Annotated in this window: 21 protein-coding genes, 1 riboswitch and 1 other annotated feature; of the genes, 14 read left to right on the top strand and 7 right to left on the bottom strand. The window is 49.7% G+C overall.

The window, feature by feature from the left end:
- Position 1 precedes the first annotated feature (1 nt).
- From menB to menC, 3 genes are all read left to right on the top strand, one after another.
- Positions 2-823: a 1,4-dihydroxy-2-naphthoyl-CoA synthase gene (menB, locus tag KTG14_RS06480; RefSeq protein ID WP_058381162.1), complete on the top strand. Its 822-nt coding sequence runs from the start codon at positions 2-4 to the stop codon at positions 821-823.
- 81 nt (positions 824-904) lie between these two features.
- Positions 905-2335 (top strand): o-succinylbenzoate--CoA ligase, encoded by a 1431-nt coding sequence (locus tag KTG14_RS06475; protein ID WP_216970152.1) that lies wholly within the window; start codon positions 905-907, stop codon positions 2333-2335.
- Positions 2326-3387 (top strand): o-succinylbenzoate synthase, encoded by a 1062-nt coding sequence (gene menC / locus KTG14_RS06470; RefSeq protein WP_216970151.1) that lies wholly within the window; start codon positions 2326-2328, stop codon positions 3385-3387. Before KTG14_RS06475 ends, menC begins: the two co-directional genes overlap by 10 nt.
- Before the next feature lie 29 nt (positions 3388-3416).
- Here the strand turns inward: menC and KTG14_RS06465 are convergent, their stop codons facing one another.
- Both KTG14_RS06465 and yidD read right to left on the bottom strand, forming a co-directional pair.
- Positions 3417-4475, bottom strand: a complete 1059-nt coding sequence (locus tag KTG14_RS06465) for a metal ABC transporter solute-binding protein, Zn/Mn family (RefSeq protein WP_216970150.1) — start codon at positions 4473-4475, stop codon at positions 3417-3419.
- Positions 4476-4583: 108 nt separating this feature from the next.
- Positions 4584-4814, bottom strand: coding sequence for a membrane protein insertion efficiency factor YidD (yidD, locus tag KTG14_RS06460; RefSeq protein WP_068868800.1), 231 nt, complete (start codon positions 4812-4814; stop codon positions 4584-4586).
- Between the two features lie 111 nt (positions 4815-4925).
- Between yidD and KTG14_RS06455 the strand changes: the two genes are divergently transcribed.
- From KTG14_RS06455 to KTG14_RS06445, 3 genes are all read left to right on the top strand, one after another.
- Entirely contained in the window at positions 4926-5372 is a 447-nt protein-coding gene (locus KTG14_RS06455; protein WP_112233757.1) for a Dps family protein, read from the top strand.
- Between the two features lie 67 nt (positions 5373-5439).
- A complete protein-coding gene (locus tag KTG14_RS06450; RefSeq protein ID WP_216970149.1) occupies positions 5440-5892 on the top strand; it encodes an NUDIX domain-containing protein in 453 nt (150 codons plus the stop codon).
- Positions 5876-6676 carry an alpha/beta hydrolase family protein gene (locus KTG14_RS06445; protein ID WP_216970175.1) on the top strand — a complete coding sequence of 267 codons (801 nt, stop codon included), beginning with the start codon at positions 5876-5878 and terminating at the stop codon, positions 6674-6676. Before KTG14_RS06450 ends, KTG14_RS06445 begins: the two co-directional genes overlap by 17 nt.
- A 108-nt stretch (positions 6677-6784) precedes the next feature.
- Here KTG14_RS06445 and pckA read toward each other — a convergent pair whose 3' ends face one another.
- A complete protein-coding gene (gene pckA, locus KTG14_RS06440) occupies positions 6785-8374 on the bottom strand; it encodes a phosphoenolpyruvate carboxykinase (ATP) (protein ID WP_216970148.1) in 1590 nt (529 codons plus the stop codon).
- A gap of 238 nt (positions 8375-8612) precedes the next feature.
- Positions 8613-8722, top strand: a riboswitch (SAM riboswitch).
- A gap of 202 nt (positions 8723-8924) precedes the next feature.
- On the opposite strand from pckA, the gene metK reads away from it, so the two are divergent.
- Positions 8925-10121, top strand: coding sequence for a methionine adenosyltransferase (gene metK, locus KTG14_RS06435; RefSeq protein WP_101190043.1), 1197 nt, complete (start codon positions 8925-8927; stop codon positions 10119-10121).
- 36 nt (positions 10122-10157) lie between these two features.
- Here the strand turns inward: metK and KTG14_RS06430 are convergent, their stop codons facing one another.
- Positions 10158-10667, bottom strand: coding sequence for a gamma carbonic anhydrase (locus KTG14_RS06430; protein WP_216970147.1), 510 nt, complete (start codon positions 10665-10667; stop codon positions 10158-10160).
- Positions 10668-10767: 100 nt separating this feature from the next.
- Between KTG14_RS06430 and KTG14_RS06425 the strand changes: the two genes are divergently transcribed.
- The 4 genes from KTG14_RS06425 (at position 10768) to KTG14_RS06410 (ending at position 15430) form a co-directional block, all read left to right on the top strand.
- A complete protein-coding gene (locus KTG14_RS06425) occupies positions 10768-11568 on the top strand; it encodes an alpha/beta hydrolase (protein WP_216970146.1) in 801 nt (266 codons plus the stop codon).
- A gap of 48 nt (positions 11569-11616) precedes the next feature.
- Positions 11617-12639: an LLM class flavin-dependent oxidoreductase gene (locus tag KTG14_RS06420; protein ID WP_216970145.1), complete on the top strand. Its 1023-nt coding sequence runs from the start codon at positions 11617-11619 to the stop codon at positions 12637-12639.
- A gap of 109 nt (positions 12640-12748) precedes the next feature.
- Positions 12749-14347 (top strand): pyruvate oxidase, encoded by a 1599-nt coding sequence (locus KTG14_RS06415; protein ID WP_216970144.1) that lies wholly within the window; start codon positions 12749-12751, stop codon positions 14345-14347.
- 60 nt (positions 14348-14407) lie between these two features.
- Positions 14408-15430 carry a zinc-binding alcohol dehydrogenase family protein gene (locus KTG14_RS06410; protein ID WP_216970174.1) on the top strand — a complete coding sequence of 341 codons (1023 nt, stop codon included), beginning with the start codon at positions 14408-14410 and terminating at the stop codon, positions 15428-15430.
- Between the two features lie 45 nt (positions 15431-15475).
- Here KTG14_RS06410 and mnmM read toward each other — a convergent pair whose 3' ends face one another.
- The gene (gene mnmM / locus KTG14_RS06405) at positions 15476-16045 is read right to left on the bottom strand and encodes a tRNA 5-(aminomethyl)-2-thiouridylate-methyltransferase MnmM (RefSeq protein WP_216970143.1); all 570 of its coding nucleotides are present in this window, start codon (positions 16043-16045) and stop codon (positions 15476-15478) included.
- Entirely contained in the window at positions 16042-16995 is a 954-nt protein-coding gene (gene mnmL, locus KTG14_RS06400) for a tRNA modification radical SAM protein MnmL/YtqA (protein WP_216970142.1), read from the bottom strand. Before mnmL ends, mnmM begins: the two co-directional genes overlap by 4 nt.
- Positions 16996-17168: 173 nt before the next feature.
- On the opposite strand from mnmL, the gene KTG14_RS06395 reads away from it, so the two are divergent.
- The 3 genes from KTG14_RS06395 (at position 17169) to leuS (ending at position 21267) form a co-directional block, all read left to right on the top strand.
- A complete protein-coding gene (locus tag KTG14_RS06395; protein WP_216970141.1) occupies positions 17169-17855 on the top strand; it encodes a CoA transferase subunit A in 687 nt (228 codons plus the stop codon).
- Between the two features lie 18 nt (positions 17856-17873).
- Positions 17874-18527, top strand: coding sequence for a 3-oxoacid CoA-transferase subunit B (locus tag KTG14_RS06390; protein ID WP_216970140.1), 654 nt, complete (start codon positions 17874-17876; stop codon positions 18525-18527).
- 44 nt (positions 18528-18571) lie between these two features.
- Positions 18572-18767: a binding site (T-box leader), on the top strand.
- An 88-nt stretch (positions 18768-18855) separates the two neighbouring features.
- Entirely contained in the window at positions 18856-21267 is a 2412-nt protein-coding gene (gene leuS / locus KTG14_RS06385) for a leucine--tRNA ligase (protein ID WP_216970139.1), read from the top strand.
- A 1018-nt stretch (positions 21268-22285) separates the two neighbouring features.
- Here leuS and KTG14_RS06380 read toward each other — a convergent pair.
- Positions 22286-23572, bottom strand: a complete 1287-nt coding sequence (locus KTG14_RS06380; protein ID WP_216970138.1) for a BaiN/RdsA family NAD(P)/FAD-dependent oxidoreductase — start codon at positions 23570-23572, stop codon at positions 22286-22288.
- Between the last annotated feature and the right edge of the window lie 8 nt (positions 23573-23580).

Genomic DNA, 23580 nt, shown 5'->3' with positions numbered 1-23580 from the left:
TATGTCAACACGTCAATGGGTTACAGAACTTACATATGAAGACATTAAATACGAAACATATAATGGGATTGCGAAAATCACCATTAACCGTCCGGAAGTGCGTAATGCGTTTCGCCCGAAAACGGTGCATGAATTGATCGATGCGTTTTCACGCGCACGCGACAACTCGGATGTTGGCGTCATCGTCTTGACAGGCGAAGGCGAAAAAGCATTCTGTTCAGGCGGCGACCAATCCGTCCGCGGACACGGCGGCTACGTCGGGGAAGATGAAATTCCTCGCCTTAACGTCCTGGATTTGCAGCGCTTGATCCGCGTCATTCCGAAACCGGTTGTCGCAATGGTTGCTGGATTCGCAATTGGCGGCGGACATGTGCTTCACGTTGTCTGTGATTTGACGATTGCTGCGGACAACGCACGCTTCGGCCAAACTGGACCGCGTGTTGGTTCATTTGATGCAGGCTATGGCTCAGGCTATTTGGCGCGCATTATCGGACATAAGAAAGCACGTGAAATCTGGTACTTGTGCCGTCAATACGATGCACAGGAAGCGCTTGATATGGGCCTCGTGAACACAGTGGTGCCTTACGAGCAATTGGAAGACGAAACCGTGAAATGGTGTGAAGAAATGCTTGAAATGAGCCCGACTGCACTGCGTTTCGTCAAAGCGGCAATGAATGCGGATACGGACGGCCTTGCTGGACTTCAGCAAATGGCTGGCGATGCGACTTTGCTTTATTACACAACGGATGAAGCGAAAGAAGGCCGCGATGCGTTTAAAGAAAAACGCAAACCGGACTTTGGCCAATTCCCGCGTTTCCCTTGATTATATGAGTTTGAAAAGAGCTGTCTTCTTCGGAGGCAGCTTTTTTTCAATCGATTAACTGTAAAAGAAAGGATTTTGAAAATGACTTATCCGAATTGGCTTTCGCAGCGCGCTTATTTGACGGGAAATCAATTGGCTTTATCGTTCGGCGAGGAAGAATGGACTTTTGCAGAGGTGAACAAGATCGCACTCGATTATGCCGGAAAGCTGGCGCATTTTGGCATTACAGAGCATTCGCGTGTCGCTTTGCTCGCTAAATCGAATGCTGAAGCTGTATTTGTCATTTACGGCTGCCTGCATATCGGCTGTGAAATGGTCATGCTCAATGAACGGCTGGCCGGAGCAGAACTGGTGTATCAGATTGAAGATGCAAAGGTGGACCAAGTATTCGTCGGTGCTGAGTTATTCGAAAAAGTGGCGGCATCGCAGCCGGTTTCTTTTGAACAATTGGGGCAGGCGCCATCTGTGGACTTTAATTTGCAGGCAGAATGGGCGAAAGACCGGACCGTGTCGATCATGTATACATCGGGAACGACGGGAAATCCGAAAGGGGTCAGGCAGACTGCTGAAAACCATTTTTCGAGCGCGGTGTCTTCTGCGCTGAATTTGGGTGTGTCTCCTGACGATGTCTGGCTATGCACAGTGCCTTTATTCCATATCAGCGGGTTCTCGATTTTAATGCGTTCGCTAGTCTATGGAATGGGTGTCCGGCTTTATGAGAAATTTGACGCTGCGGCGTGTGCGGATGAATTATGTAAAGGGCAAGTGACGCATAGTTCGGTGGTCGCTGTCACGCTTGACCAAGTATTGCGGGAAATCAAGCAGCGGCAACTGCGCGTGTCCCCGCGTTTTAAGCAAGTTCTTGCAGGCGGCGGCCCGGTACCGGTTTCTTATTTGCAGCGTGCGGAAGCGCATGGCATTCAAGTGCTCCAAACTTACGGCATGACCGAAACGTCTTCGCAGACGACGACTTTGCATCCGGCTGATGCGAAAACGAAAAACGGTTCTGCTGGTAAGCCGCTATTTTTATATCAGGTAAAAATTGATGGGGCAAAGACAGGGGAAGCGGGAGAGATTCTTATCAAAGGGCCTCAAGTGACACCTGGCTATATCGGCAAATTCGAAGACCGGGACGTGCAAAAAGATGGCTGGCTAGCAACCGGGGATATCGGGTATTTGGATGCAGAAGGATTTTTATTCGTTGTTGACAGACGCTCGGATTTGCTCGTTTCCGGCGGGGAGAACGTCTATCCGGCAGAAATCGAGAAAGTGTTGATGGCCCATCCATCCGTACGGGAAGCCGGGGTTTGCGCGATGGCGGACAGCACATGGGGGGAAGTGCCGGCAGCTTTTGTCGTGCTCGATGATCTACAAGCAGTGGATGAGCTAGAGGGATTTTGCCGGGGACAGCTGGCTGGCTATAAAGTACCGAAATTATTTCGCATAGTGGATGAGTTGCCGCGGAATGCCTCGAATAAACTGCTCAGAAGGGAATTGAAGACATGGCTGTAATTGCCGGCATTGAATTCCACAAAGTGAAACAGCAATTGAACCAGCCCTTCATTACTATATTGCAGAAAGTCGAGAAACGGGAAGTGACGGTGGTAGTTGTCCGAGACGCTGAAGGGCGAGAGGGTTACGGCGAATGTGTCGCATTCGATACGCCTTGGTATACAGAAGAAACCGTGACAGGCAGCCGTTTTGTGATGGAGCAGGTGTTGGCCCCGCTCTTGATAGATGAGCAATTGGAGCAACCGGCTGAGGCGGCGCGTTTATTTTCAAAAGTCAAAGGCAATCATATGGCAAAAGCGGCTGTGGAAATGGCTGTATGGGATTTATTTGCCAAGCGGAATGCTGTGCCCTTGTATGAATTTGTCGGCGGTGTCTCTGCTTCGATTCCTGCCGGCGTAGTCGTCGCAGGAAAGAGCGATGAATTGTTCCGGAATGTCAAGATGGCGATCGGCAGTGGGTACCGGCGCATCAAACTGAAGATTTCGCCTGATTCGAATGCGGCTTTATTGAAAAAGCTTGTTGCGTCTAATCCAGAGATCTCGTTCTATGCCGATGCCAATGGCAGTTTTTCGGGACGCGCTTTGGAAGAGTTGCTGACATTTGACGAGGCGGGTTTCGCGCTAATTGAACAGCCTTACGGAGAACAAGAGTGGGAAGCCCACCGGATGGCGCGGTCAAACATGACAACGCCAATCTGCCTGGATGAAAGCATCCATAGTCTCGAAGACGTAAAACGCATGGCGGAGCAGCAAGCGGGGGATATTGTTGTCTTGAAGATGGGGCGTCTCGGCGGCTGGACTGAAACCTTGAAAGTTGTCGAGTTCTGCAGAAATGAACAGATCGGGATGTGGGTCGGTGGCATGATCGAGTTCGGCATATCCAAGGCGCATAATCTGGCGCTTGCCTCGCTGCCGGAAGTGAAACTGACAGGTGATTTTTCAGACTCAACTTATTTTTGGCAGACAGATATCATTTCTCCAGAAATCCGTGTGGAGAACGGGGAAATCAAGCTAAGCGACAGCCCAGGCATCGGGTACGAACTTAAAATATAAAAACTCGCCGATTATTCGGCGAGTTTTTGTTATTTCAAGACCGTTTCCAGTGCTTGGAGATTTTTTTCCATTAAGGTGAAATAAGTTTCGTCATTGTCGATGTCTTCCTGTGTCAGGACACCTAAGTTATGCATTTCAATCGCTTCGGCGCCGACTTCGTTTTGGATGACTTCCGTCAAATTCGACGAAACATTTTGTTCAAAAATGATGTATTGAATATCCTTTTCACGCGCCATGTCGACGATTTCCGTGAGTTCCTTCTGGGACGGTTCGTCTTGGCTATTCAATCCTGCGACAGCGACTTGTTCAAAACCGTATGGTGCTGCAATATAGCCGAATGCTGAGTGGGATACAAAGAAGGTGTCGCGTTCGACTTTTTCGCCCAAGTTTTGGAACGATTCATCAAGCGCTTCTAGTTCAGCGACGAGTTCTTCATAATTCTTGTTGAATTCCTCCGCACCTTCAGGATCTTTCTCCGTTAGAGCATCACGGACAGAAGCGGCGAGTTCTTGGCTCAAGACTGGCGAGATCCAGACGTGTGGATCGGTGGAGCCGTGGTCATGGCCTTCGTGACCTTCTTCCTCATGGCTTGCCTCTTCATCATGCCCTTCTTCATGAGCATGTTCGTCTTCTTCATGAGCATCTTCCTCTTCATGCCCATGCTCGTCTTCACTGTGGGCCTCGGCTTGTTCACCAGCAGCAGCTTCGAGTCGTTCATCCGTGATGCTATCTGCTGTAGCGACAAATTCGAGGTCTTCATTTTGCAGCGTTTCCTGTGCGCTGTCGATAAAGCCTTCAAGCCCTAAACCGACATAGAAGAGCAGGTCGGCATCCGCCATATTGATCATGTCTTTTTGGGTCGGTTCAAAGCTGTGTTCATTGGCACCAGCCGGGTATACCGACTTGACGTCAACACGCTCGCCGCCGATGCGTTCTGTAAAATAGACGAGCGGGTAAACGGTCGCATATACATCAAGTTTCCCTTCCGCCGTTTCACTTTCAGCCCCGCTGTCGGTTTCTGTGTCGCTGCCGCATGCGGCCAATAATAAAATAAGTGCTATACCTGCAAATAATGCTAGTTTCTTCATAAAATGTCCCTCCAAGTTTGATGTGAGTTCATAAAATGTAATCGTTACGTTTTATTGACTCTTAGAATCATACAATAGAATCTTCATGAACACAAGAAAAAAACCCGCCTATTTTTTAGGGGGCCATTCTTCCGGGACAAAATCCACTCCGCCTTTATGAAATGGGTGGCAGCTCAATATGCGGCGCATGGCGAGATAGCCACCTTTTAATGCGCCATGTTTTTCCACCGCTTCGATCCCGTAATGGGAGCAAGTCGGGTAGAATCTGCAGCTTGGCGGCGACAGCGGGGAGATGAAGCGTTGATAAAAACGGAACAGCTTCACTAATGCAGTTTTCATCGTGATTCCACTCTTTTCTTGTTTGGTTGCGGTTCGTTGATGTTTATTGTAGGGCTTTTAGAGGTATTTATAAAGCAGAAGAGCTTATCAAAAAATGGAGAGTGATGAATTGTGTCAACAGCATTGAATGAAGAATTAAACGTACAAGTCGCGACATGGTCAGTGGTCTATACGAAATTACATAATTTCCACTGGTATGTCAAAGGGCCATCTTTCTTTACCTTGCATGTAAAGTTTGAAGAGCTGTATAACGAAGCGACCCTTCATATGGATGAAATTGCGGAACGCCTGCTGGCACTTGGAGGCAAACCGGTAGCGACAATGAAAGAGCAGCTGGAACTATCGGTCGTAGATGAAGCGACCAGCAGCGAGAGCGCGGAGCAGATGGTCGATACCATCGTTTCCGATTACGACAAGATCATGAAATCCTTGAAAAAGGGCATGGAACTTGCTGCTGAAGACGGCGATGACATGACAGAGGATATGCTGAATGCCATCCATCAAAACTTAGAGAAGCATTCTTGGATGCTGTCTGCATTTCTCGGCGAAAAGAAGTAAAATAGAAGAAATGGGCGTACGACCGTTAGCCGGTTGTACGCTTTTTCTGAAGCCGGGAGGTTGTTTGATGGAATATAAAGACTTGAACGGCTGTAATTGCCATTTATTTTTTGAAAAAGGACAGTCACAAATTGAAAGCCGGCATGTGCTGGTCATAGCAAAGTATAACGGAAACTGGCTGTTGACGAGGCATTCCGTGCGCGGACTTGAATTTCCCGGTGGCAAAGCCGAACCAGGCGAATCGCTCGACGAGGCGGCGAAGCGGGAAGTATTCGAAGAAACTGGAGCCAGCGTGAATAAATTAAAATGGCTAGCAGAATATACGGTTTATACCGATAAAGCTTTCAGCAAAACGGTATTTACAGCCACTATTGAGGACATCAAGCAAGTGAAGTGGATGGAAACTGACGGCCCGGTGCTGGTGCCTGAACTTGTGATCGATGAAAATTACAGCTTCCTGATGCGTGACGTGGGCATGGAAGCGATTATAGAGAAGGTGAAGACTGTTGAAAAATGGTGATATTGAATCAATGAGATGGTATCCGTCACCGAATCCGAACGTGCGCTTGCGGGAAGTGACGTATTGGTCTGAAGGCTTGCGTATTAAAGGCTTACTGGCGCAGCCGAAAACAGATGATGCCGAGAGTGGAATCTTGTACTTGCGCGGTGGCATCCAGTCCATCGGCATGGTGCGGCCGGCACGGATCGCTCAATTTGCGGGAATGGGATTTACCGTTTTCGCCCCTTACTACCGCGGCAATCGCGGCGGCGAAGGAAAAGATGAGTTTGCAGGCGACGACCGCTATGATGCCGTGAATGCCGTGGAAGTGCTGAAAAAATTCAGTGCAGGGCCAGTGCATTTGCTGGCATTTTCAAGAGGGGGCATTATGGCGCTGTGGACCGCGGTGCTGAGAAGCGATATTTGTTCTGTGGTGACGTGGGCAGGCGTTACGGATACGGTGCTGACGTACAAAGAGAGGCTGGATATGCGCCGTATGATGAAACGTCTTTACGGCGGGACGCCGAATACTGCGCTTCCAGCATATGAGGAGCGCAACCCACTCATGCGCATCGGGGAAAGCGATGCCGTTTACCTGATCATTCATGGCTTGAAAGACGACAATGTTTCGCCCCAGCAAGCCTTTTTGTTGGAAGAAGCGTTGCAGCTCAATCATCAGCCGTATGAAACTTGGTATTTCCCGGAATACACACATTTTTTCCCTCCTACGGCAAATCGCAAAACCGCAAAGGCGCTGACGGTATGGATGAAAGAGCAGGAGAAGCACAAAGAATATTTAACCTAAGCTGGTCTTAATCAAACAAAGGCTAAAGGCTAAGCGCGGTGTATGAAAGTGAAATCAAAAAAAGGACGAAGAGAAATAGTTCATTTCTCTTCGTCCTTTTATGATGGATCAATTATGGGTAGGACCGCCTTTTTGGCTAATGCCAGCATCCACAGTGCCGAATTTTTCGAAGTTATCTTTGAACTTCTTCGCCAATTCCTGTGCTTTTTGGTCATAAGCTTCTTTATCAGCCCATGCATTGCGCGGGTTCAATACTTCAGTCGGAACGCCAGGAATTTCTTTTGGCATGTTCAAGCCGAAGACCGATTCATGTTCCATCTCCACGCCGTTCAAGTCGCCGCGGATCGCCGCGCGCACCATTGTGCGTGTGTAGGACAGTTTCATGCGGCTTCCGACGCCGTAGATGCCGCCAGTCCAGCCAGTATTAACGAGATAGACGTCTGCACCGTGCTCATCGATTTTATCGCCGAGCATTTCCGCGTATACGGTCGCGTGAAGCGGAAGGAACGGTGAGCCGAAGCACGTCGAGAATGTCGCTTCTGGTGAGGTGATGCCGCGCTCTGTGCCGGCAAGTTTCGATGTATAGCCACTTAGGAAGTGGTACATCGCCTGTTCTTTCGTCAATTTGCTGATTGGAGGCAAGACTCCGAATGCGTCAGCCGTCAAGAAGACGATCGTTTTCGGATGACCTGCAACAGACGGGACGACGATATTATCGATGGCATCGATCGGGTATGCTGCACGCGTGTTTTCTGTCAACGATCCGTCATCGTAATCAGGAATGCGGGTATCTTCATCAACGACTACGTTTTCAAGCACTGAGCCAAAACGGATGGCATCGAAAATTTGTGGTTCGTTTTCACGTGACAAGTTGATTGTTTTCGCATAGCAGCCGCCTTCGATATTGAAGACGCCGTTATCGGACCAGCCGTGCTCATCGTCGCCGATCAATTTGCGGTCTTCGTCAGCCGACAATGTCGTTTTTCCTGTGCCCGATAGGCCGAAGAACAAAGCGACATCGTCGTTTTTACCGACGTTCGCTGAGCAGTGCATTGGCAGGATGCCTTTTTCAGGAAGGATGTAGTTCATGATCGAGAAGATGGATTTCTTCATTTCGCCTGCGTATTCCGTACCGCCGATCAAGATGATTTTCTTTTCCATCGAAACGATGATGAAGGTTTCGGAATCCGTTCCGTCCACCGCAGGATCTGCGTGGAACGTTGGGGCGTAAACGACAGTGAATTCAGCTTCATGCGCCTTCAATTCTTCCGCAGTCGGGCGGATGAATAATTGATGCGCGAACAGGTTGTGCCATGCATATTCATTGATTGTCTGAATCGCAAGGCGTGATTCAGGATCTGCACCGGCAAAACCTTTGAAGACGTACAAAGCGTCCTTTTCTTTCAAATGATTGATGACTTTAGCGTATAGGTTTTCAAAGATATCAGCGGAAATTGGGCGGTTGACATTGCCCCAATCAATTTTGTCTTTTGAAATCGTCTCGTCTACCATATACTTGTCTTTAGGCGAACGGCCAGTATATTTGCCAGTTTCCGCTTTGACAGCGCCTTCACGCGTCAAAACTGCCTCCCCACGGGATGTAGCAGCTTCCACCAATTGGGGAACGGATAATTGCATATTGATATTCGAGCCGTTCAAAAGCTCTTTCAAATCATTTGCTAGGTTCACTGAAGTCATATATATGTACCTTCCTTTTCGTTTATTCCCAAATGAATGGGGAAGATGTATATTCGAACATTAGTATAACACATTGATGCGATTAGTCTATACTATTAACTAGAAATCTGTCAATGTTGATGATTTGTGTTCATTCATATAGGAAAAAAAGATGCACGCTTAAAAGTCTGATAATCGTTTCCGGTAAAAACGTTGACAGTACTTGCTGCATTCCGTATGATGGGAAATTGAACGGATACTCTTATTCCGAGCTGGTGGAGGGTGCAGGCCCAATGAAACCCGGCAACCTGCTGTTTTGCAGCGATGGTGCCCAACCTGAAGCAAGGCGAATGCCTTGGACGATAAGAGTGAAAGGTGCTTATGATGATTATTCCTTTCCTCATGTATTAAGATGAGAGAAGGGATTTTTTTTTGGAATGCCCTTAATCCTCGTGTGCAGGCTGAAAAAGCTGGAAGTTCAATTCCTTAAACGGAAACGGACTTGACATGGGAAAATGAGTACCGTATCAATTTCGAGAGCAATCTCGCAGGATATAAGGAGGAACTTTTTTTGACAAACCGTCGATTATTCACATCAGAATCAGTAACAGAGGGCCATCCGGATAAAATTTGCGACCAAATTTCAGACGCAATCCTGGATGCGATCCTAACAGAAGACCCGAATGCGCGTGTCGCATGCGAAACGACCGTCACGACAGGACTCGTCCTTGTTGCTGGCGAAATCACGACATCTACATACGTAGACATCCCGAAAGTCGTTCGCCAAACGGTAAAAGAAATTGGCTATACCCGTGCAAAATACGGATTCGATTCCGAGACGAGTGCAGTATTGACAGCGATCGACGAGCAGTCGGCAGATATCGCTGCAGGCGTCAACGTGGCACTCGAAGCGCGTGAAGGCCAGATGACCGATAAGGAATTGGACGAAATCGGAGCAGGCGACCAAGGCTTGATGTTCGGGTATGCGTCAAACGAAACAGAAGAATTGATGCCATTGCCGATCAGCTTGGCCCACAAACTTGCACGCCGCTTGGCAGAAGTACGCAAAGAAGAAATCTTGCCGTATCTCCGTCCAGACGGAAAAACACAAGTAACGATTGAATATGATGAGAACAATAAACCTGTGCGTGTCGATACGATCGTCATTTCGACACAGCATCATCCAGAAGTATCGTTGGAGCAAATCCAGCGCAACTTGAAAGAATACGTCATCAATGAAGTTGTGCCAGCTGAACTTTTGGATGCTGAAACGAAATACTTCATCAACCCGACAGGCCGCTTCGTCATCGGCGGACCACAAGGCGATGCCGGTCTTACGGGCCGTAAAATCATCGTCGATACGTACGGCGGCTACGCGCGACACGGCGGTGGTGCCTTCTCCGGTAAAGACGCGACAAAAGTCGACCGTTCCGGCGCTTATGCAGCACGTTATGTGGCGAAGAATATTGTCGCTTCTGGCCTTGCTGATAAATGTGAAGTGCAGCTTGCCTACGCAATCGGCGTGGCCCATCCGGTCTCGATTGCGGTCGATACGTTCGGCACAGGAAAAGTCAGCGAAGACAAATTCATCGAACTGGTACGCGCGAATTTCGATTTGCGTCCAGCGGGCATCATCAAAATGCTCGATTTGCGCCGCCCGATCTACAAGCAAACAGCGGCTTATGGCCATTTCGGACGCACGGATGTCGATCTTCCGTGGGAACGTACCGACAAAGCGGATGCTTTGAAACAACAAGCGAACGCATAATAAAAAGCAGGCGGATATTTTTCCGCCTGCTTTTTTCTATTGAAGTGATTTGTAGTAAGCGGCTTTTTCTGCGTATTCCCTGACGATGCGTTCCATATCTTTTTTGTCCGCTTCGTTCAGTTCACGCACCACTTTTGCGGGCCGGCCGAAAGCCAGCGTGCCCGGCGGGATTTTCTTTCCTTGTGGAACGAGGCTTCCAGCACCGATAAATGCGCCTTCGCCGATCTCGGCACCATCCAAAATGATCGAGCCCATGCCGACCAGCGCGCCTTTTTTGACGGTGCAGCTATGAAGCGTCACCTGGTGGCCAATCGTGACATCGTCTTCTAGGATGAGCGGGTTGCCTGGGCTTTGGTGAAGCATCGACAGATCTTGGATGTTGGTGTTTTTTCCGATAATGGTCGGGGCAACATCGCCGCGGATGACGGTGTTGAACCATACAGAGGAGTTCTCGCCGATCGTCACATCGCCAGTGACGGTCGCATAATCGGCAATGAATGCGGATTTGTCAATATTTGGTGATTTGTCTTTATATGGATAGATCATGGCAAAGCTCCTTTATCATTGATAAGATGTAATTAGTTCTAATCGTATCAAAACAACGGAAAAGGTCAATCGATCAAGCTGTATAGGGGAGGCGCGGATTATGTGGAAATGGCAAGCGGAAGGCGATGCAAAAGGCGTTATCGTGTTGATCCACAGTGCATACGAGGAGCATAAGCGCTATGCATGGCAAATCGAGAAATGGCGCAGGAGCGGGTTCCACGTCTATATGGGCGATCTGCCGGGACATGGGACACAAGCAGCAGAGGATTCTGTGCACCGCGAACAATTTTTCGAGTACGATAAAACAGCCGCTGAGCTGCTGCGATTGGCAGCGGGAAATGACTTGCCGATTGTACTCGCGGGACACGGGCTTGGAGCAGCGATTGCCATCCATGCCCTTGCTGAAAACCGCCATCCGATAGCAGCGCTTATTGTCACGTCGCCATGGTTTGAATTGCAAAAAGTGCCGAGCAAGCCAACACTTGCATTGTCGGGCATCAGCAAGCTTACCGGAAAAGGGAAAATCGACCATGGCATCGAATTGCGCCATTTGACGAGACGCAAGTTCCAGGACGAACCGGCGGGTGCCGATCGAGCAATCTTATCACTCAGTTCACCGACCTGGTGGAAGGAATTGCAAAGCTATTTGGAACAAGCAGCACAAATGCAGCTTCAGGATATTCCAATCATGCTCCACGTAGGGCAGCGCGATTTGATTACGCGGACGACAGCTGGTCGCACTTGGCTGTCCAAGCAAGCGGTCAATGAATTTCATTTCAAGGAATGGCCATTTTGCTACCATGACCTGCTGCAGGAACCGGAACGGGACGAAATTTTCCGGTCGACGCTATGCTTTGCCGAATCGGCAGCGGAATCCGAGAAAAGCCGCCGCAGTCAATAACACTTCATGATCAGCCTCTGTATTAAATGATAGAAAGGAAAGATTAAGATGCCACTTCGCTTCAGCATATTAGACCAATCCCCGATCTCGCAAGGCCAGACAGCCAGCGAAGCTTTAGCCGATACGGTCCAGTTGGCGCAACACGCAGAACAATGGGGCTATACGCGCTTTTGGGTATCGGAACATCACGATGCCAAAACTTTGGCGGGCTCTTCTCCGGAGATCCTGATCAGCCATATCGGTGCCAGGACTTCATCGATCCGTTTGGGTTCTGGCGGTGTCATGCTGCCGCATTATTCGGCATTTAAAGTGGCCGAGAACTTTAATTTATTGGAGAGCCTGTATCCTAGGCGTATCGATGCGGGAGTGGGCCGTGCGCCAGGCGGCATGCCGAGAGCATCGTTCGCTTTATCGAATGGCCGCTTGCGGGATGCGGGGCGATTTCCTGAACAGCTGGATGAGCTGCGCATGTATTTGGAAAACAGCATTCCGGAGTCGCATGATTATTATGGAATGACTGCAACCCCGGTGCCGCTTGAAGCACCGCCGATCTGGATGCTCGGTTCAGGCGAGGGGTCTTCGCAATTGGCCGCAGAAAAAGGCTTTCCGTATATGTTCGCCCACTTCATCAACGGCGAAGGCGGGCAGGACTTTGCAGCCAACTACAGAAAAAATTTCATTCCCCATAAAGGCAATGAACCGTATACCGGTTTTGCGATTTTCGCGGTTTGCCAGGAAACTCGTGAACAGGCGGAATATGTTGCGTCTTCACTCGACCTGTCACTTGCGATGGGCGCACAGGGCATGCCGTCTGACGGTACGCCGCCTCCAGAACAGGCAGCCGCATACGAATACTCGAAGTTCGAAAAACTGCTCGTTGCGGATAACCGCCGGCGCATGGTCGTCGGCGATCCTGTGAATGTGGTAGATCAATTGGAAGCGCTTGGCGAGGAATATGGTGCCGATGAAGTGATGATCGTGTCCGTGGCCTATGATTTCAATGATAAGTTAACGACGTTCCGATTGATCGCTGAAGAAATGGCTAAAAGAACGTTCGTAAAAAAGCAGTAGGCTGAGTAAATAGCTTGCTGCTTTTTTGCTTGTTTGCCGAAAAAGGTTTAGAGATGAGCTGGAGGGATAAAGAGTTGAAACAACAGAAATAAGGAAAGAAGGAATGTATATGTTTGAACGCACAGCAGGAAGCCACGTTGTCGAGCTATTGAAGCAATGGGATGTAGGACATATTTACGGAATGCCAGGAGATTCCATCAATGAATTGATGGAAGAACTGCGCAAAGAAGATATCCGTTTTATTCAGATTCGCCATGAAGAAACAGGCGCTCTTGCTGCTTCGGCCTATTCGAAATTAACCGGGCACATCGGGGTGTGCCTGTCAATTGCAGGCCCAGGGGCAATCCATCTGCAAAACGGCCTGTATGATGCAAAAAAAGACAAAACACCCGTACTCGCGATCGTCGGGCAAGTGACCAGCAGTGCTGTTGGGACCGATACTTTCCAGGAGCTAAAATTGGAATCGATGTTCGAAGACGTTTCGGTCTATAACCGCCGCGTGCAAAATGCTGAGCAATTGCCGGATATGCTGAATCAGGCGGTGCGTGCGGCATATGCTGAAAAAGGCCCGGCTGTGCTCGTTGTGTCGGACGATTTATTCAGCACGAAAATCAAACGGGAGCAGGAGATGACCTCGCCCGAGTATTCCGTGCCACATATCCGGGCAGCGGAAGAAGATTTGCAGGAAGCGTTGAAATTGTTGAAGTCTGCGAAAAAACCAGTCATCCTGGCCGGCAAAGGCGCACAGAACGCATCCGGCGAAGTATTGGCATTTTCGGAAAAGCTGAAAGCGCCAGTCATTGCCTCACTTCCGGCAAAAGGCTTGATTCCTGATGATCACCCGAATAACCTAGGGCAACTCGGGCAGCTCGGGACGGAGCCTTCTGAACAGGCGATGAAACAAGCCGACTTGGTCATTCTCGCCGGTACAGCTTACCCGTACCGCGAATATTTGCCGGACAAAGCGCCGGCAATCCAAATTGATCTCGAACCGCGAGTAATCGGAAAATATTATCCGGCAACAGTAGGTGTAGTCGGGGAACTCGGGCCAGCGTTAGCATGGTTGACAAGCAAGCTTGGTGAAAAAGATGCCGGATTCTTGAATCAATTTCAGGAGAAACGACGTGATTGGCATGACAAGCTGCATGCTGATATCGATAAGCAAACCGATATGCTCCAACCCCAGCAAGTACTGGGTGAAATGCAGCACATCATGGAGCAGGATGCAGTCGTTTCACTTGATGTCGGCAGCATCACCATCTGGACGGCGAAATACTTGCAGCTGAGTGGGCAAAAACTGGTCTTATCTTCATGGCTCGGGACGATGGGCTGCGGTTTGCCTGGGGCTATAGCGGCAAAACTCGCATATCCTGAAAGACAAGTGGTTGCCATCGTTGGGGACGGCGGATTTTCAATGGGTATGCAGGATTTTGTCACCGCAGTTAAATACGACCTGCCGATGATCATCGTCGTCTTCAATAACCAGAAGCTTCAATTGATCGAAGACGAGCAAAAAATGGCAGGCAATAAGCCGACCAATGTCGAGCTTGCCAATATCGACTTTGCGGCGTTCGCTATTGCTTGCGGCGGTGAAGGCTATACGGTAAAAACACGTGCCGAATTGCAGGACGCCTTATCAAAAGCGAAAACAAGCAAACAGCCGGTCGTCATCGATGCATACGTGGATGACAACTCGTCTGTATTATAGAAGAAACGGCTATAGGTAATTGAATAGATGAAAGGAAGGCGAAATGGATTGAATTCAAAAATGATAGCATTAGGATTTTACCAACCAGGAAATACGGAACAACCGCCCGAATTCGAAGCGGTAGAAGTGGATAAACCCGAACCAACAGGACACGATTTACTCGTGGAGGTAAAGGCGGTATCAGTCAATCCGACCGATTACAAAACGCGTGATTCGAAAAAACCGGACGACGACTCCTTGACGATTGTGGGAAGAGATGTTGCCGGAGTGGTCGTTTCCGTTGGCAGTGAATGTTCATTGTTTAAAGAAGGCGACGAAGTGTTTTATGCCGGCACCAATGTTCGGGCAGGCGGACATAGCGAACTTCATTTAGTCGACGAGCGCATTGTCGGTCACAAGCCGAAAAACTTGGATTTTGCACATGCAGCCGCCTTGCCATTGACGGGATTGACCGCAATGGAAGCCCTGTTTGTCCGCTTGGGCATCTCGAAAAACCCGCAGGACAATGAAGGCAAGAACATTCTAATCATCGGCGCTGCGGGAGGTGTCGGTTCGATCGCCACGCAGATCGCCAAATTAGCAGGGCTCACTGTAATTGGGACAGCATCAAGGCAGGAAACGGTCGAGTGGGCCAAAAAACACGGCGCCCATCACACGATTAATCATCACCAGGAATTGTTGCCTCAATTGAAGGAACTGGATATTGACGGCGTGGACTATATTTTCTGCCTGACCAATACTGACGACCATATGGCAGGCATGGCGGACGCGATCCGGCCGCAAGGAAAAATCTGTTCAATCCTGCCGGCGTTCGAACCGCTCGCTCCAGGATTCTTCGGAAAAAGCGTGACCTTCGTCTACGAATTGATGTACACGCGCTCGATGTTCCAGACCGAAGACATGATCGAGCAGCATCATTTATTGAATGAGCTGTCAGAGTGGGCAGATAGCGGCAAGGTCCAGTCGACGCTCAATGAAACGATGGCACCAATCAATCCAGAAAACTTGAAAGAAGCTTACGGAAAACTGATGTCTGGCAAGACGATCGGGAAAATTGTTCTCGAAGGCCCTGTCGAGAAATAAGTGAAAGAGCAGCGTGCATGGGCACGCTGCTCTTTTGATTTGGTATTATTTCTTTTGGCGTTGCTGTTTTTTCTCGATCGCGACTAAAAATGGGGGCGAATGCTGTTGGTTGATGAATTCATATTTCAGGACGTCATACTCGACTTGCGGCAATTGTTTGACGTAATCCATTACCGCGTCGCGCTCTTCGCTGCCGCCGTCGTGGCCAGAATAAATGACGACTAACACCAAGCCGCCTATCTTTAAGCGCTCGAGGCATTGACCGATTGCCTGCAAAGTGCTGTCCGCTTTGGTGATGATGGCGTGATCGCCTTTTGGCAAATAGCCGAGATTGAAAACGGCGGCTGCGATTGGTTCTGTAACGTATTGTGCGATTTTCGCGTGGCTGTCGCAAATCAATTCGACATGACGAAACGCTTCTGTGCGCTGCCTAGTTGCTTCGATCGCTTGTTGTTGGATATCGAATGCATAAACTTTTCCAGATGCACCGGTAAGCCCAGCCAGGAAATGGGTATCATGCCCGTTTCCGGCAGTGGCATCTACCACGCTGTCACCTTCGTAAACGACTTGTTCGAGCAAAGATTTGGTGAAAGGCAAGACGCGCTGCAAAGTCATAATGCCACACTCCCCGCATAATGCTTGCCTTGCCAACTGCCGCGCGCCTCGAGTTCCTTATCGATGCCGTTCAACACTTCCCATTTATTCGTACTCCACATCGGGCCGATCATCAAATCGATCGGACCGTCGCCAGTGATGCGCTGGACGACCATGTCGGGCGGGATGATTTCCAACTGGTCGGCGACGAGTTGGATATAGGCATCTTTTTCCATGAATTCAAGCATGCCTTTTTCGTATTGTTTGACCATGGGCGTACCGTTGAGTAAATGCAGCAGGTGGATCTTGATTCCTTGGACGTCGAGTTTTGCGACTGTCTGTGCCGTTTCCATCATCATGTCTTTGTCTTCAAGCGGCAAGCCATTGATGATGTGGCTGCAAATATTGATATTATGTGCCCGCAATTTGTCGACACCTTTTTTGTAAGTGTCAAAATCATGCGCACGGTTGATGAGCTGCGCAGTGCGCTCGTGGACAGTCTGCAGGCCGAGTTCCACCCATAAATACGTGCGTTCGTTGAGTTCAGCTAAATATTCAACAACTTCATCCGGCAGGCAGTCGGGCCGTGTGCCGATGCTGATGCCGACCACATTTTCCTGTGCGAGTGCCGCTTCGAATTGTCTTTTGATAACGTCAATCGGCGCATGGGTATTCGTATACGCTTGAAAATAAGCGATGTATTTGGCATCTTTCCATTTGCGGTGCATTTTCGCTTTCACCTGCTCGAATTGCACAGCGATCGGGTCGACACGGTCTCCGGCGAAATCTCCGGACCCGGCGACCGAGCAAAATGTGCAGCCGCCAAAAGCAACTGTGCCGTCGCGATTCGGGCAGTCAAACCCAGCATCCAGCGAGATTTTCATGATCTTTTCGCCGAACTGCCCGCGCAAATGGCGGTTCCATGTATAATAGCGCTTCCCATCACTTGGGAAGGGGAATTCATTGTCCATAATAAAACCACTCCTTAGCTGTCATTATAACACGCAGTTGCTGGCCGAAAAGCCGCCAAAAATCGTACTCCCATTGTCCTTGTTGCGTTTCCCATGGAGTTTTGGTTAAATTGTTAATGGAAGCGTTTTATTGAATTAAAATTCAGTTAATGTTGCAGAGGGGGAAACGCGCGATGAAACCGATTTACAATTCTGCCAAAGAGGCAGTTGAACCGATACAAGACGGTGCCACCATCATGGTTGGAGGATTCGGGCTGGTCGGCATTCCAGAACAGCTGATCCTAGCGCTTGTCGATAAAGGGGTAAAAGATCTAACAATAATTTCCAATAACTGTGGGGTCGACGAATGGGGCCTTGGTTTATTGCTGAAAAACAAGCAAATCAAGAAAATGATCGGTTCGTATGTCGGCGAAAATAAAGAATTCGAACGCCAAGTGCTATCCGGTGAAATCGAAGTGGAACTCACGCCACAAGGTACGCTCGCTGAAAAAATGCGCGCAGGCGGAGCCGGAATTCCGGCATTCTTCACACCGGCAGGCGTCGGCACAACCGTCGCAGAAGGCAAGGAAATCCGTGAATTCGATGGCAAGGAACACGTGCTTGAAATGGCTTTGAAAGCAGATTTCTCACTGGTCCGTGCACATACTGCAGATAAAATGGGCAATCTCGTCTACAACAAGACTGCACAGAACTTCAATCCGTTAGCTGCAGCTGCTGGGAAAGTAACAATTGCTGAAGTCGAGCATGTAGTAGAAATCGGCGAAATCGACCCGAACCACGTGCAAACGCCGAGCATTTACGTACAAGGCTTGCTGCAAGCAGACCAGGAAAAACGAATCGAGCGTTTGACGACGCGTTAAGAAAGGGTGGGGACAACAGTGGACAAACAGGCTATTAGAGAACGAATCGCAAAACGTGCGGAAAAAGAAATCAACGATGGAGATTACGTTAACCTGGGCATCGGCATGCCGACTTTGGTGGCGAACTTCATTTCCGATAACAAACAAGTGGTGTTGCAGTCGGAAAACGGATTGCTTGGCATCGGGCCATACCCGACGGAAGACCAAGTCGACCCTGATTTGATCAATGCCGGGAAAGAAACCGTCACGACAATCCCTGGCTCCGCCTTCTTCACGAGCGCTGAGTCATTCGCCATGATTCGCGGCGGTCATATCGATGTCGCGATACTTGGCGGCATGGAAGTCGCAGAAAACGGCGACCTGGCCAACTGGATGATTCCAGGGAAAATGATCAAAGGCATGGGCGGCGCGATGGATCTTGTCCACGGCGCGAAGAAAGTCATCGTCATCATGGACCACGTCTCAAAAGACGGTTCTGCGAAAATCAAAAAAGCATGTGAATTGCCGCTTACCGGCAAAGCCGTTGTTAATCTGATCATCACGGAACGTGCGGTGATTGAAGTGACGGATTCCGGACTCGTTTTGAAAGAAGTGTTTGAAGGCTTCACAGTGGACGACGTGGTCGCTGCAACCGATGCCAACTTGAACACCGATAGCGTCAAAGTACACTGAGCTATTGCATAAAAACAAGCGCTCAGCTAAAATGAAATCAATAGCAAATGGCCGTGAAGAGGAGCAGTAGGACAGATCATGCAGCAAAGAGAGCCGGCGGGTGGTGCAAGCCGGCATGCAGGATGTTTGAACTCACCTTGGAGTCTGCGCAATCATTGCGCCGTTTTCCGCGTTAAGGAATCAAGTTGAGCGAGCAATCGCTAATTTGGGTGGTACCGCGGGAAAAATCCCGTCCCTTAGTTTATTTAAGGGGCGGGATTTTTTATTTTGCTGAAAACTATGCAGGGCATGCGGACATCCGCTTGTATTTAGAGGAGGAAAATTGGAAATGTCTTTTAACCACAAAGAAATCGAAAAGAAATGGCAGCAACATTGGCAAGAAAACAAAACCTTCAAAACAGAGAACACGCCGGGCAAAGAAAAATTCTATGCACTCGATATGTTCCCGTATCCGTCAGGCGCTGGGCTTCACGTCGGGCATCCGGAAGGCTACACAGCGACCGATATCTTAAGCCGTCAAAAACGCATGCAAGGCTTTGATGTGCTTCATCCGATGGGCTGGGATGCATTCGGTTTGCCGGCTGAGCAATACGCACTCGATACTGGAAACGACCCTGCGGAATTCACGGCGAAAAACATCGAGACCTTCAAGCGCCAAATCCAGGAACTTGGCTTCTCGTATGATTGGGACCGTGAAATCAACACGACCGACCCAAACTATTATAAATGGACGCAATGGATTTTCATCCAGCTTTATAATAAAGGCTTGGCATATGTCGATGAAGTAGCGGTCAACTGGTGCCCGGCACTCGGCACCGTCCTTGCCAATGAAGAAGTGGTCGACGGGGTTTCTGAGCGTGGGGGCCATCCAGTCGAACGCCGCCCAATGCGCCAATGGGTGTTGCGGATCACGGAATACGCAGACCGCTTGCTTGAAGACTTGAACGAACTTGATTGGCCGGAAAGCTTGAAGGACATGCAACGCAACTGGATCGGCAAATCCGAAGGGGCCGAGCTCGAATTCAAAATCGACGGCACAGGGCTTTCTTTCCGCGCCTTCACCACGCGCCCAGATACGATTTTCGGCGCAACTTACGCGGTGCTTGCTCCGGAACATAAATTGGTTGGGGAAATCACGACATCCGAACAAAGTGAAGCAGTTGCTGCCTATATCGACAAAGTAAAAACGAAAAGCGATTTGGAGCGTACGGATCTTGCAAAAGACAAGACGGGTGTCTTCACCGGAGCTTATGCGATCAATCCGGCAAGCGGCGAGAAAATGCCGATCTGGATTGCCGATTATGTCCTCGCGACATACGGGACAGGCGCGATCATGGCCGTGCCGGCACATGACGAACGCGATTATGAATTTGCGAAACAATTCGAGCTGCCGATCGTCGAAGTCGTCTCAGGCGGCAACATCGACGAAGAAGCTTACGCTGGCGACGGCGAACTCGTCAACTCCGGTTTCCTTGACGGCTTGAACAAAACCGAAGCGATTGGAAAAGCGATCGACTGGCTTGAGCAACAAGGCGTCGGCGAGAAGAAAATCACCTACCGTTTGCGCGACTGGCTGTTCAGCCGCCAGCGCTATTGGGGCGAACCGATTCCGATCATCCACTGGGAAGACGGCACGATGTCTCCGGTCGATGATAAGGATTTGCCGCTGGAACTTCCGGTCACAACGGATATCAAGCCGAGCGGGACAGGCGAATCACCGCTTGCCAATATCGAAGAATGGGTTAATGTCACGCATCCTGAAACCGGCATGAAAGGCCGCCGCGAAACGAACACGATGCCGCAATGGGCAGGCAGCTGCTGGTATTATTTGCGCTTTATCGATCCGACAAACGACGAAGCGATCGCGGATCCGGAATTATTGAAACGCTGGCTTCCGGTGGATGTCTATATCGGTGGTGCGGAACACGCCGTCCTTCACTTATTGTATGCGCGGTTCTGGCATAAAGTGCTGTATGACCTTGGCGTCGTGCCGACGAAAGAGCCATTCCAAAAATTGTTCAACCAAGGGATGATTCTCGGTGAAGGCAATGAGAAAATGTCGAAATCCAAAGGCAATGTCGTCAACCCGGACCAAATCATCGAAAGCCACGGCGCGGATACGCTGCGCATGTATGAAATGTTCATGGGGCCGCTCGAAGCGTCCATCGCCTGGTCGACGAACGGACTAGACGGATCTCGCCGTTTCCTTGACCGCGTTTGGCGTTTGCTGATCGAAGACGGAACAATTTCGGGCAAAGTCAGCGACCAAAATGATGGCAAACTGGAGAAAGTCTACAACCAGACCGTCAAGAAAGTAACCGAAGACTTCGACGGCCTTCGCTTTAATACGGCGATTTCGCAAATGATGGTATTCATCAATGAAGCGTATAAAGCCGAGAGCTTGCCGAAAGAATATATCGAAGGCTTCGTGAAAATGCTATCGCCGATCGCGCCGCATTTGGCCGAAGAGCTTTGGAACAAACTTGGGCATAGCGAGACGATAACGTATGAAGCATGGCCAACGTTCGACGAGTCGAAACTGGTCGATGATGAAGTCGAGATCGTTGTCCAAGTGAATGGCAAAGTCAGAAGCAAGCTGACTGTCGCAAAAGACAGCACGAAAGAACAACTGGAAGAAGCGGCACTCGCCGACGAGCACGTCCAAAAAGCGGCAGAAGGCAAGCAAGTACGCAAAGTCATCGCTATTCCAGGGAAATTGGTTAATATCGTTGTAGGATAAATAATGAAAGCCGCCAGGGAAATTTCTCTGGCGGCTTTTTTTGTGGTGATTTGAGTATGAATGTGACAGGAAAGATTAGAGAAGTGAGTGGATAAGCTTCTTCTTATCGACTGTGCTCCAATGGCTGCTTGAGGCTCGCAGGATGCGAGTCATGCAGCTGATGCGACAGGACGTCGCGCTTTCAGCTGCCCGGGTATGGGGCGGGTGTTGAGCCAATGTGCCGAAGAGCCTGGCACATTTGTCTCGCCAGCCCGCTCGGTCCCCCAGGAGTCAGCCATTTCCGCTCCGTCTATAATTTTAGAGTGGAAGATCGTTTCTTCAGTCCATTTAAAGTGAAGTGTGGAGATGCAACAAATTCTGTAGCTTGCTTTAAACAGATCGAAGAATGAAGTATCGTGTTTCTTCATCCACCAAATAAATCAACAAACTTAACCTGTTCAAGCACCAACTTGTCAGACGCACCATCTCAGGAAGCGATTCCCCCACTAGCCAGCAACTGGCTACAGAAGCAGAGCCGATTAAACAGTCTTCAAACAACGAAATCGCTCAGCCGCCAAGCGTCAGGGGTGAGCCGACGCAATAAGACAGGTGCTCTTCCTGGCTTATTGCCAAAGGATAACCCAAAGCTAGGCGGCGAATACTAAGATGAGACTTAAATCAATGTTCAATATTATTTGCGCAAGAAAACTCTCACTATCATATTCCACGCTCAACTAGGGAAGCCATTTCCCCACTAGCCGGTAACTTAATAAAAAAGTTGATCTGCTTAAACAGTCTTCACACAATGAAATCGCTCAGCCGCCAAGCGCCCAGGGTGAGCCGATGCAATAAGACAGGTGTTCTTCCTGGCTTATTGCAAGAGGCCAACCCAAAGCAGGGCGGCGACTATCAAGGTGAACTTTACTTCAATGCTCAATGACATTTCCACAGGAAAACACTCGCTATCTTTGATTCCGTGTACGTCAAGAAGTAAAGCCCCATTAATTTTCTCTTCATTCCAAAGAAAAAAGCCCATTGCTTAAGCAATGGGGCTTTCGGTTTGATAAGAAGCAGCGAACTCAGCTGCGTTTTTTCCTGCGACGTGTCCGGTGACAAGGGCGGACGTGATATTATAGCCGCCGGTGTAGCCGTGGATGTCGAGGATCTCGCCGCAGAAGAACAAGCCGGGCTTTTTCTTCGAATGCATCGTTTTCGGCTCGATTTCCTTGATCGATACGCCGCCGCCTGTGACGAACGCTTTTTCGATCGGCTGCGTGCCGGAGACGGTCATCGTAAATGCTGTCATTTCAGCAGCGAGTGCACGGACTTTATCCGATGGCAATTCTGCGCCGGTCAATTGCGGGTCGATGCCTGCGCGGTCCAATAGGAACAACAACCAGCGTTCCTGGGCTAAGCTTTTCCAAACGTTCTTCAACGCTTTTTTCGGTTCGTCTTTCATTAGCTTGTTAAGCAGCTGGAAAGCCGATTCCGCATTGTCCTCCGGCATGGAATTGATGCGGACGGTGACCGCTTGGCCGCCGTTTTTCTTCATTTCCTTGACGACGTACTGGCTGCAGCGCAGGATGGCCGGCCCGCTCAGCCCGAAATGGGTGAACAGCATGTCCATCTGATGAGTGACGAGTGCTTTGTTTTTCTTGTTGAGCACCGTGACGGCGACATCGCGCAGGGCAAGGCCTTGCAGGTCGCGTGATTTGATGAACGGTTCATTCGACAATAAAGGAACTTCCGTCGGATACAGGTCGGTGACAGTGTGTCCCGCTTTTTCCGCCCACGGATAGCCGTCTCCGGTCGATCCGGTTTGTGGGACGGCTTTGCCGCCGACCGCGACAACGACCGCGTGCGATTCGAATTCCTCGCCTGAGTGCAGGCGGATGCCGGTCACTTTATCGTCGTTCATCAGCAAGCTTTTGACGGGGGAATCGAGTTTTCGCTCGACGCCGAGCCGGTCCATCTCGCTAAACATCGCATCCGCGACGTCTTGAGCGCGGTTTGACACAGGGAACATGCGGCCGTGGTCTTCTTCTTTTAACGCGACGCCAAGGTTTTCGAAAAACTCGATGATGTCTTCGTTATTGAATACGGAAAACGGGCTATACATAAAGCGTCCATTTCCAGGAATGTGGCGGACGATTTCTTCTAAAGGCAGGCGGTTTGTTACATTGCAGCGGCCGCCGCCGGAGATGATCAATTTCTTGCCGAGCTTTTTGCCTTTTTCGACGAGCAGCACGCGCTTGCCATTCGATGCGGCAGCGATGGAGGCCATTAAGCCGGATGGGCCTCCGCCGATGATAATGATGTCATACATATAATAAA

Source organism: Planococcus sp. CP5-4_YE (assembly GCF_019042655.1).
Lineage (GTDB): Bacteria > Bacillota > Bacilli > Bacillales_A > Planococcaceae > Planococcus.
The sequence above is the reverse complement of the archived record's forward strand: the minus strand, read 5'-3'. Positions and strand labels throughout refer to the sequence as shown.

What these genes read in the sequence shown, in the direction of transcription:
- menB (WP_058381162.1), top strand. Translation starts at nt 2, where the DNA reads ATGTCAACACGTCAATGGGTTACAGAACTTACATATGAAGACATTAAA.
- KTG14_RS06475 (WP_216970152.1), top strand. Translation starts at nt 905, where the DNA reads ATGACTTATCCGAATTGGCTTTCGCAGCGCGCTTATTTGACGGGAAAT.
- menC (WP_216970151.1), top strand. Translation starts at nt 2,326, where the DNA reads ATGGCTGTAATTGCCGGCATTGAATTCCACAAAGTGAAACAGCAATTG.
- KTG14_RS06465 (WP_216970150.1), bottom strand. Translation starts at nt 4,475, where the DNA reads ATGAAGAAACTAGCATTATTTGCAGGTATAGCACTTATTTTATTATTG.
- yidD (WP_068868800.1), bottom strand. Translation starts at nt 4,814, where the DNA reads ATGAAAACTGCATTAGTGAAGCTGTTCCGTTTTTATCAACGCTTCATC.
- KTG14_RS06450 (WP_216970149.1), top strand. Translation starts at nt 5,440, where the DNA reads ATGGAATATAAAGACTTGAACGGCTGTAATTGCCATTTATTTTTTGAA.
- pckA (WP_216970148.1), bottom strand. Translation starts at nt 8,374, where the DNA reads ATGACTTCAGTGAACCTAGCAAATGATTTGAAAGAGCTTTTGAACGGC.
- KTG14_RS06430 (WP_216970147.1), bottom strand. Translation starts at nt 10,667, where the DNA reads ATGATCTATCCATATAAAGACAAATCACCAAATATTGACAAATCCGCA.
- KTG14_RS06425 (WP_216970146.1), top strand. Translation starts at nt 10,768, where the DNA reads ATGTGGAAATGGCAAGCGGAAGGCGATGCAAAAGGCGTTATCGTGTTG.
- KTG14_RS06420 (WP_216970145.1), top strand. Translation starts at nt 11,617, where the DNA reads ATGCCACTTCGCTTCAGCATATTAGACCAATCCCCGATCTCGCAAGGC.
- KTG14_RS06415 (WP_216970144.1), top strand. Translation starts at nt 12,749, where the DNA reads ATGTTTGAACGCACAGCAGGAAGCCACGTTGTCGAGCTATTGAAGCAA.
- KTG14_RS06410 (WP_216970174.1), top strand. Translation starts at nt 14,408, where the DNA reads ATGATAGCATTAGGATTTTACCAACCAGGAAATACGGAACAACCGCCC.
- mnmM (WP_216970143.1), bottom strand. Translation starts at nt 16,045, where the DNA reads ATGACTTTGCAGCGCGTCTTGCCTTTCACCAAATCTTTGCTCGAACAA.
- mnmL (WP_216970142.1), bottom strand. Translation starts at nt 16,995, where the DNA reads ATGGACAATGAATTCCCCTTCCCAAGTGATGGGAAGCGCTATTATACA.
- KTG14_RS06395 (WP_216970141.1), top strand. Translation starts at nt 17,169, where the DNA reads ATGAAACCGATTTACAATTCTGCCAAAGAGGCAGTTGAACCGATACAA.
- leuS (WP_216970139.1), top strand. Translation starts at nt 18,856, where the DNA reads ATGTCTTTTAACCACAAAGAAATCGAAAAGAAATGGCAGCAACATTGG.
- KTG14_RS06380 (WP_216970138.1), bottom strand. Translation starts at nt 23,572, where the DNA reads ATGTATGACATCATTATCATCGGCGGAGGCCCATCCGGCTTAATGGCC.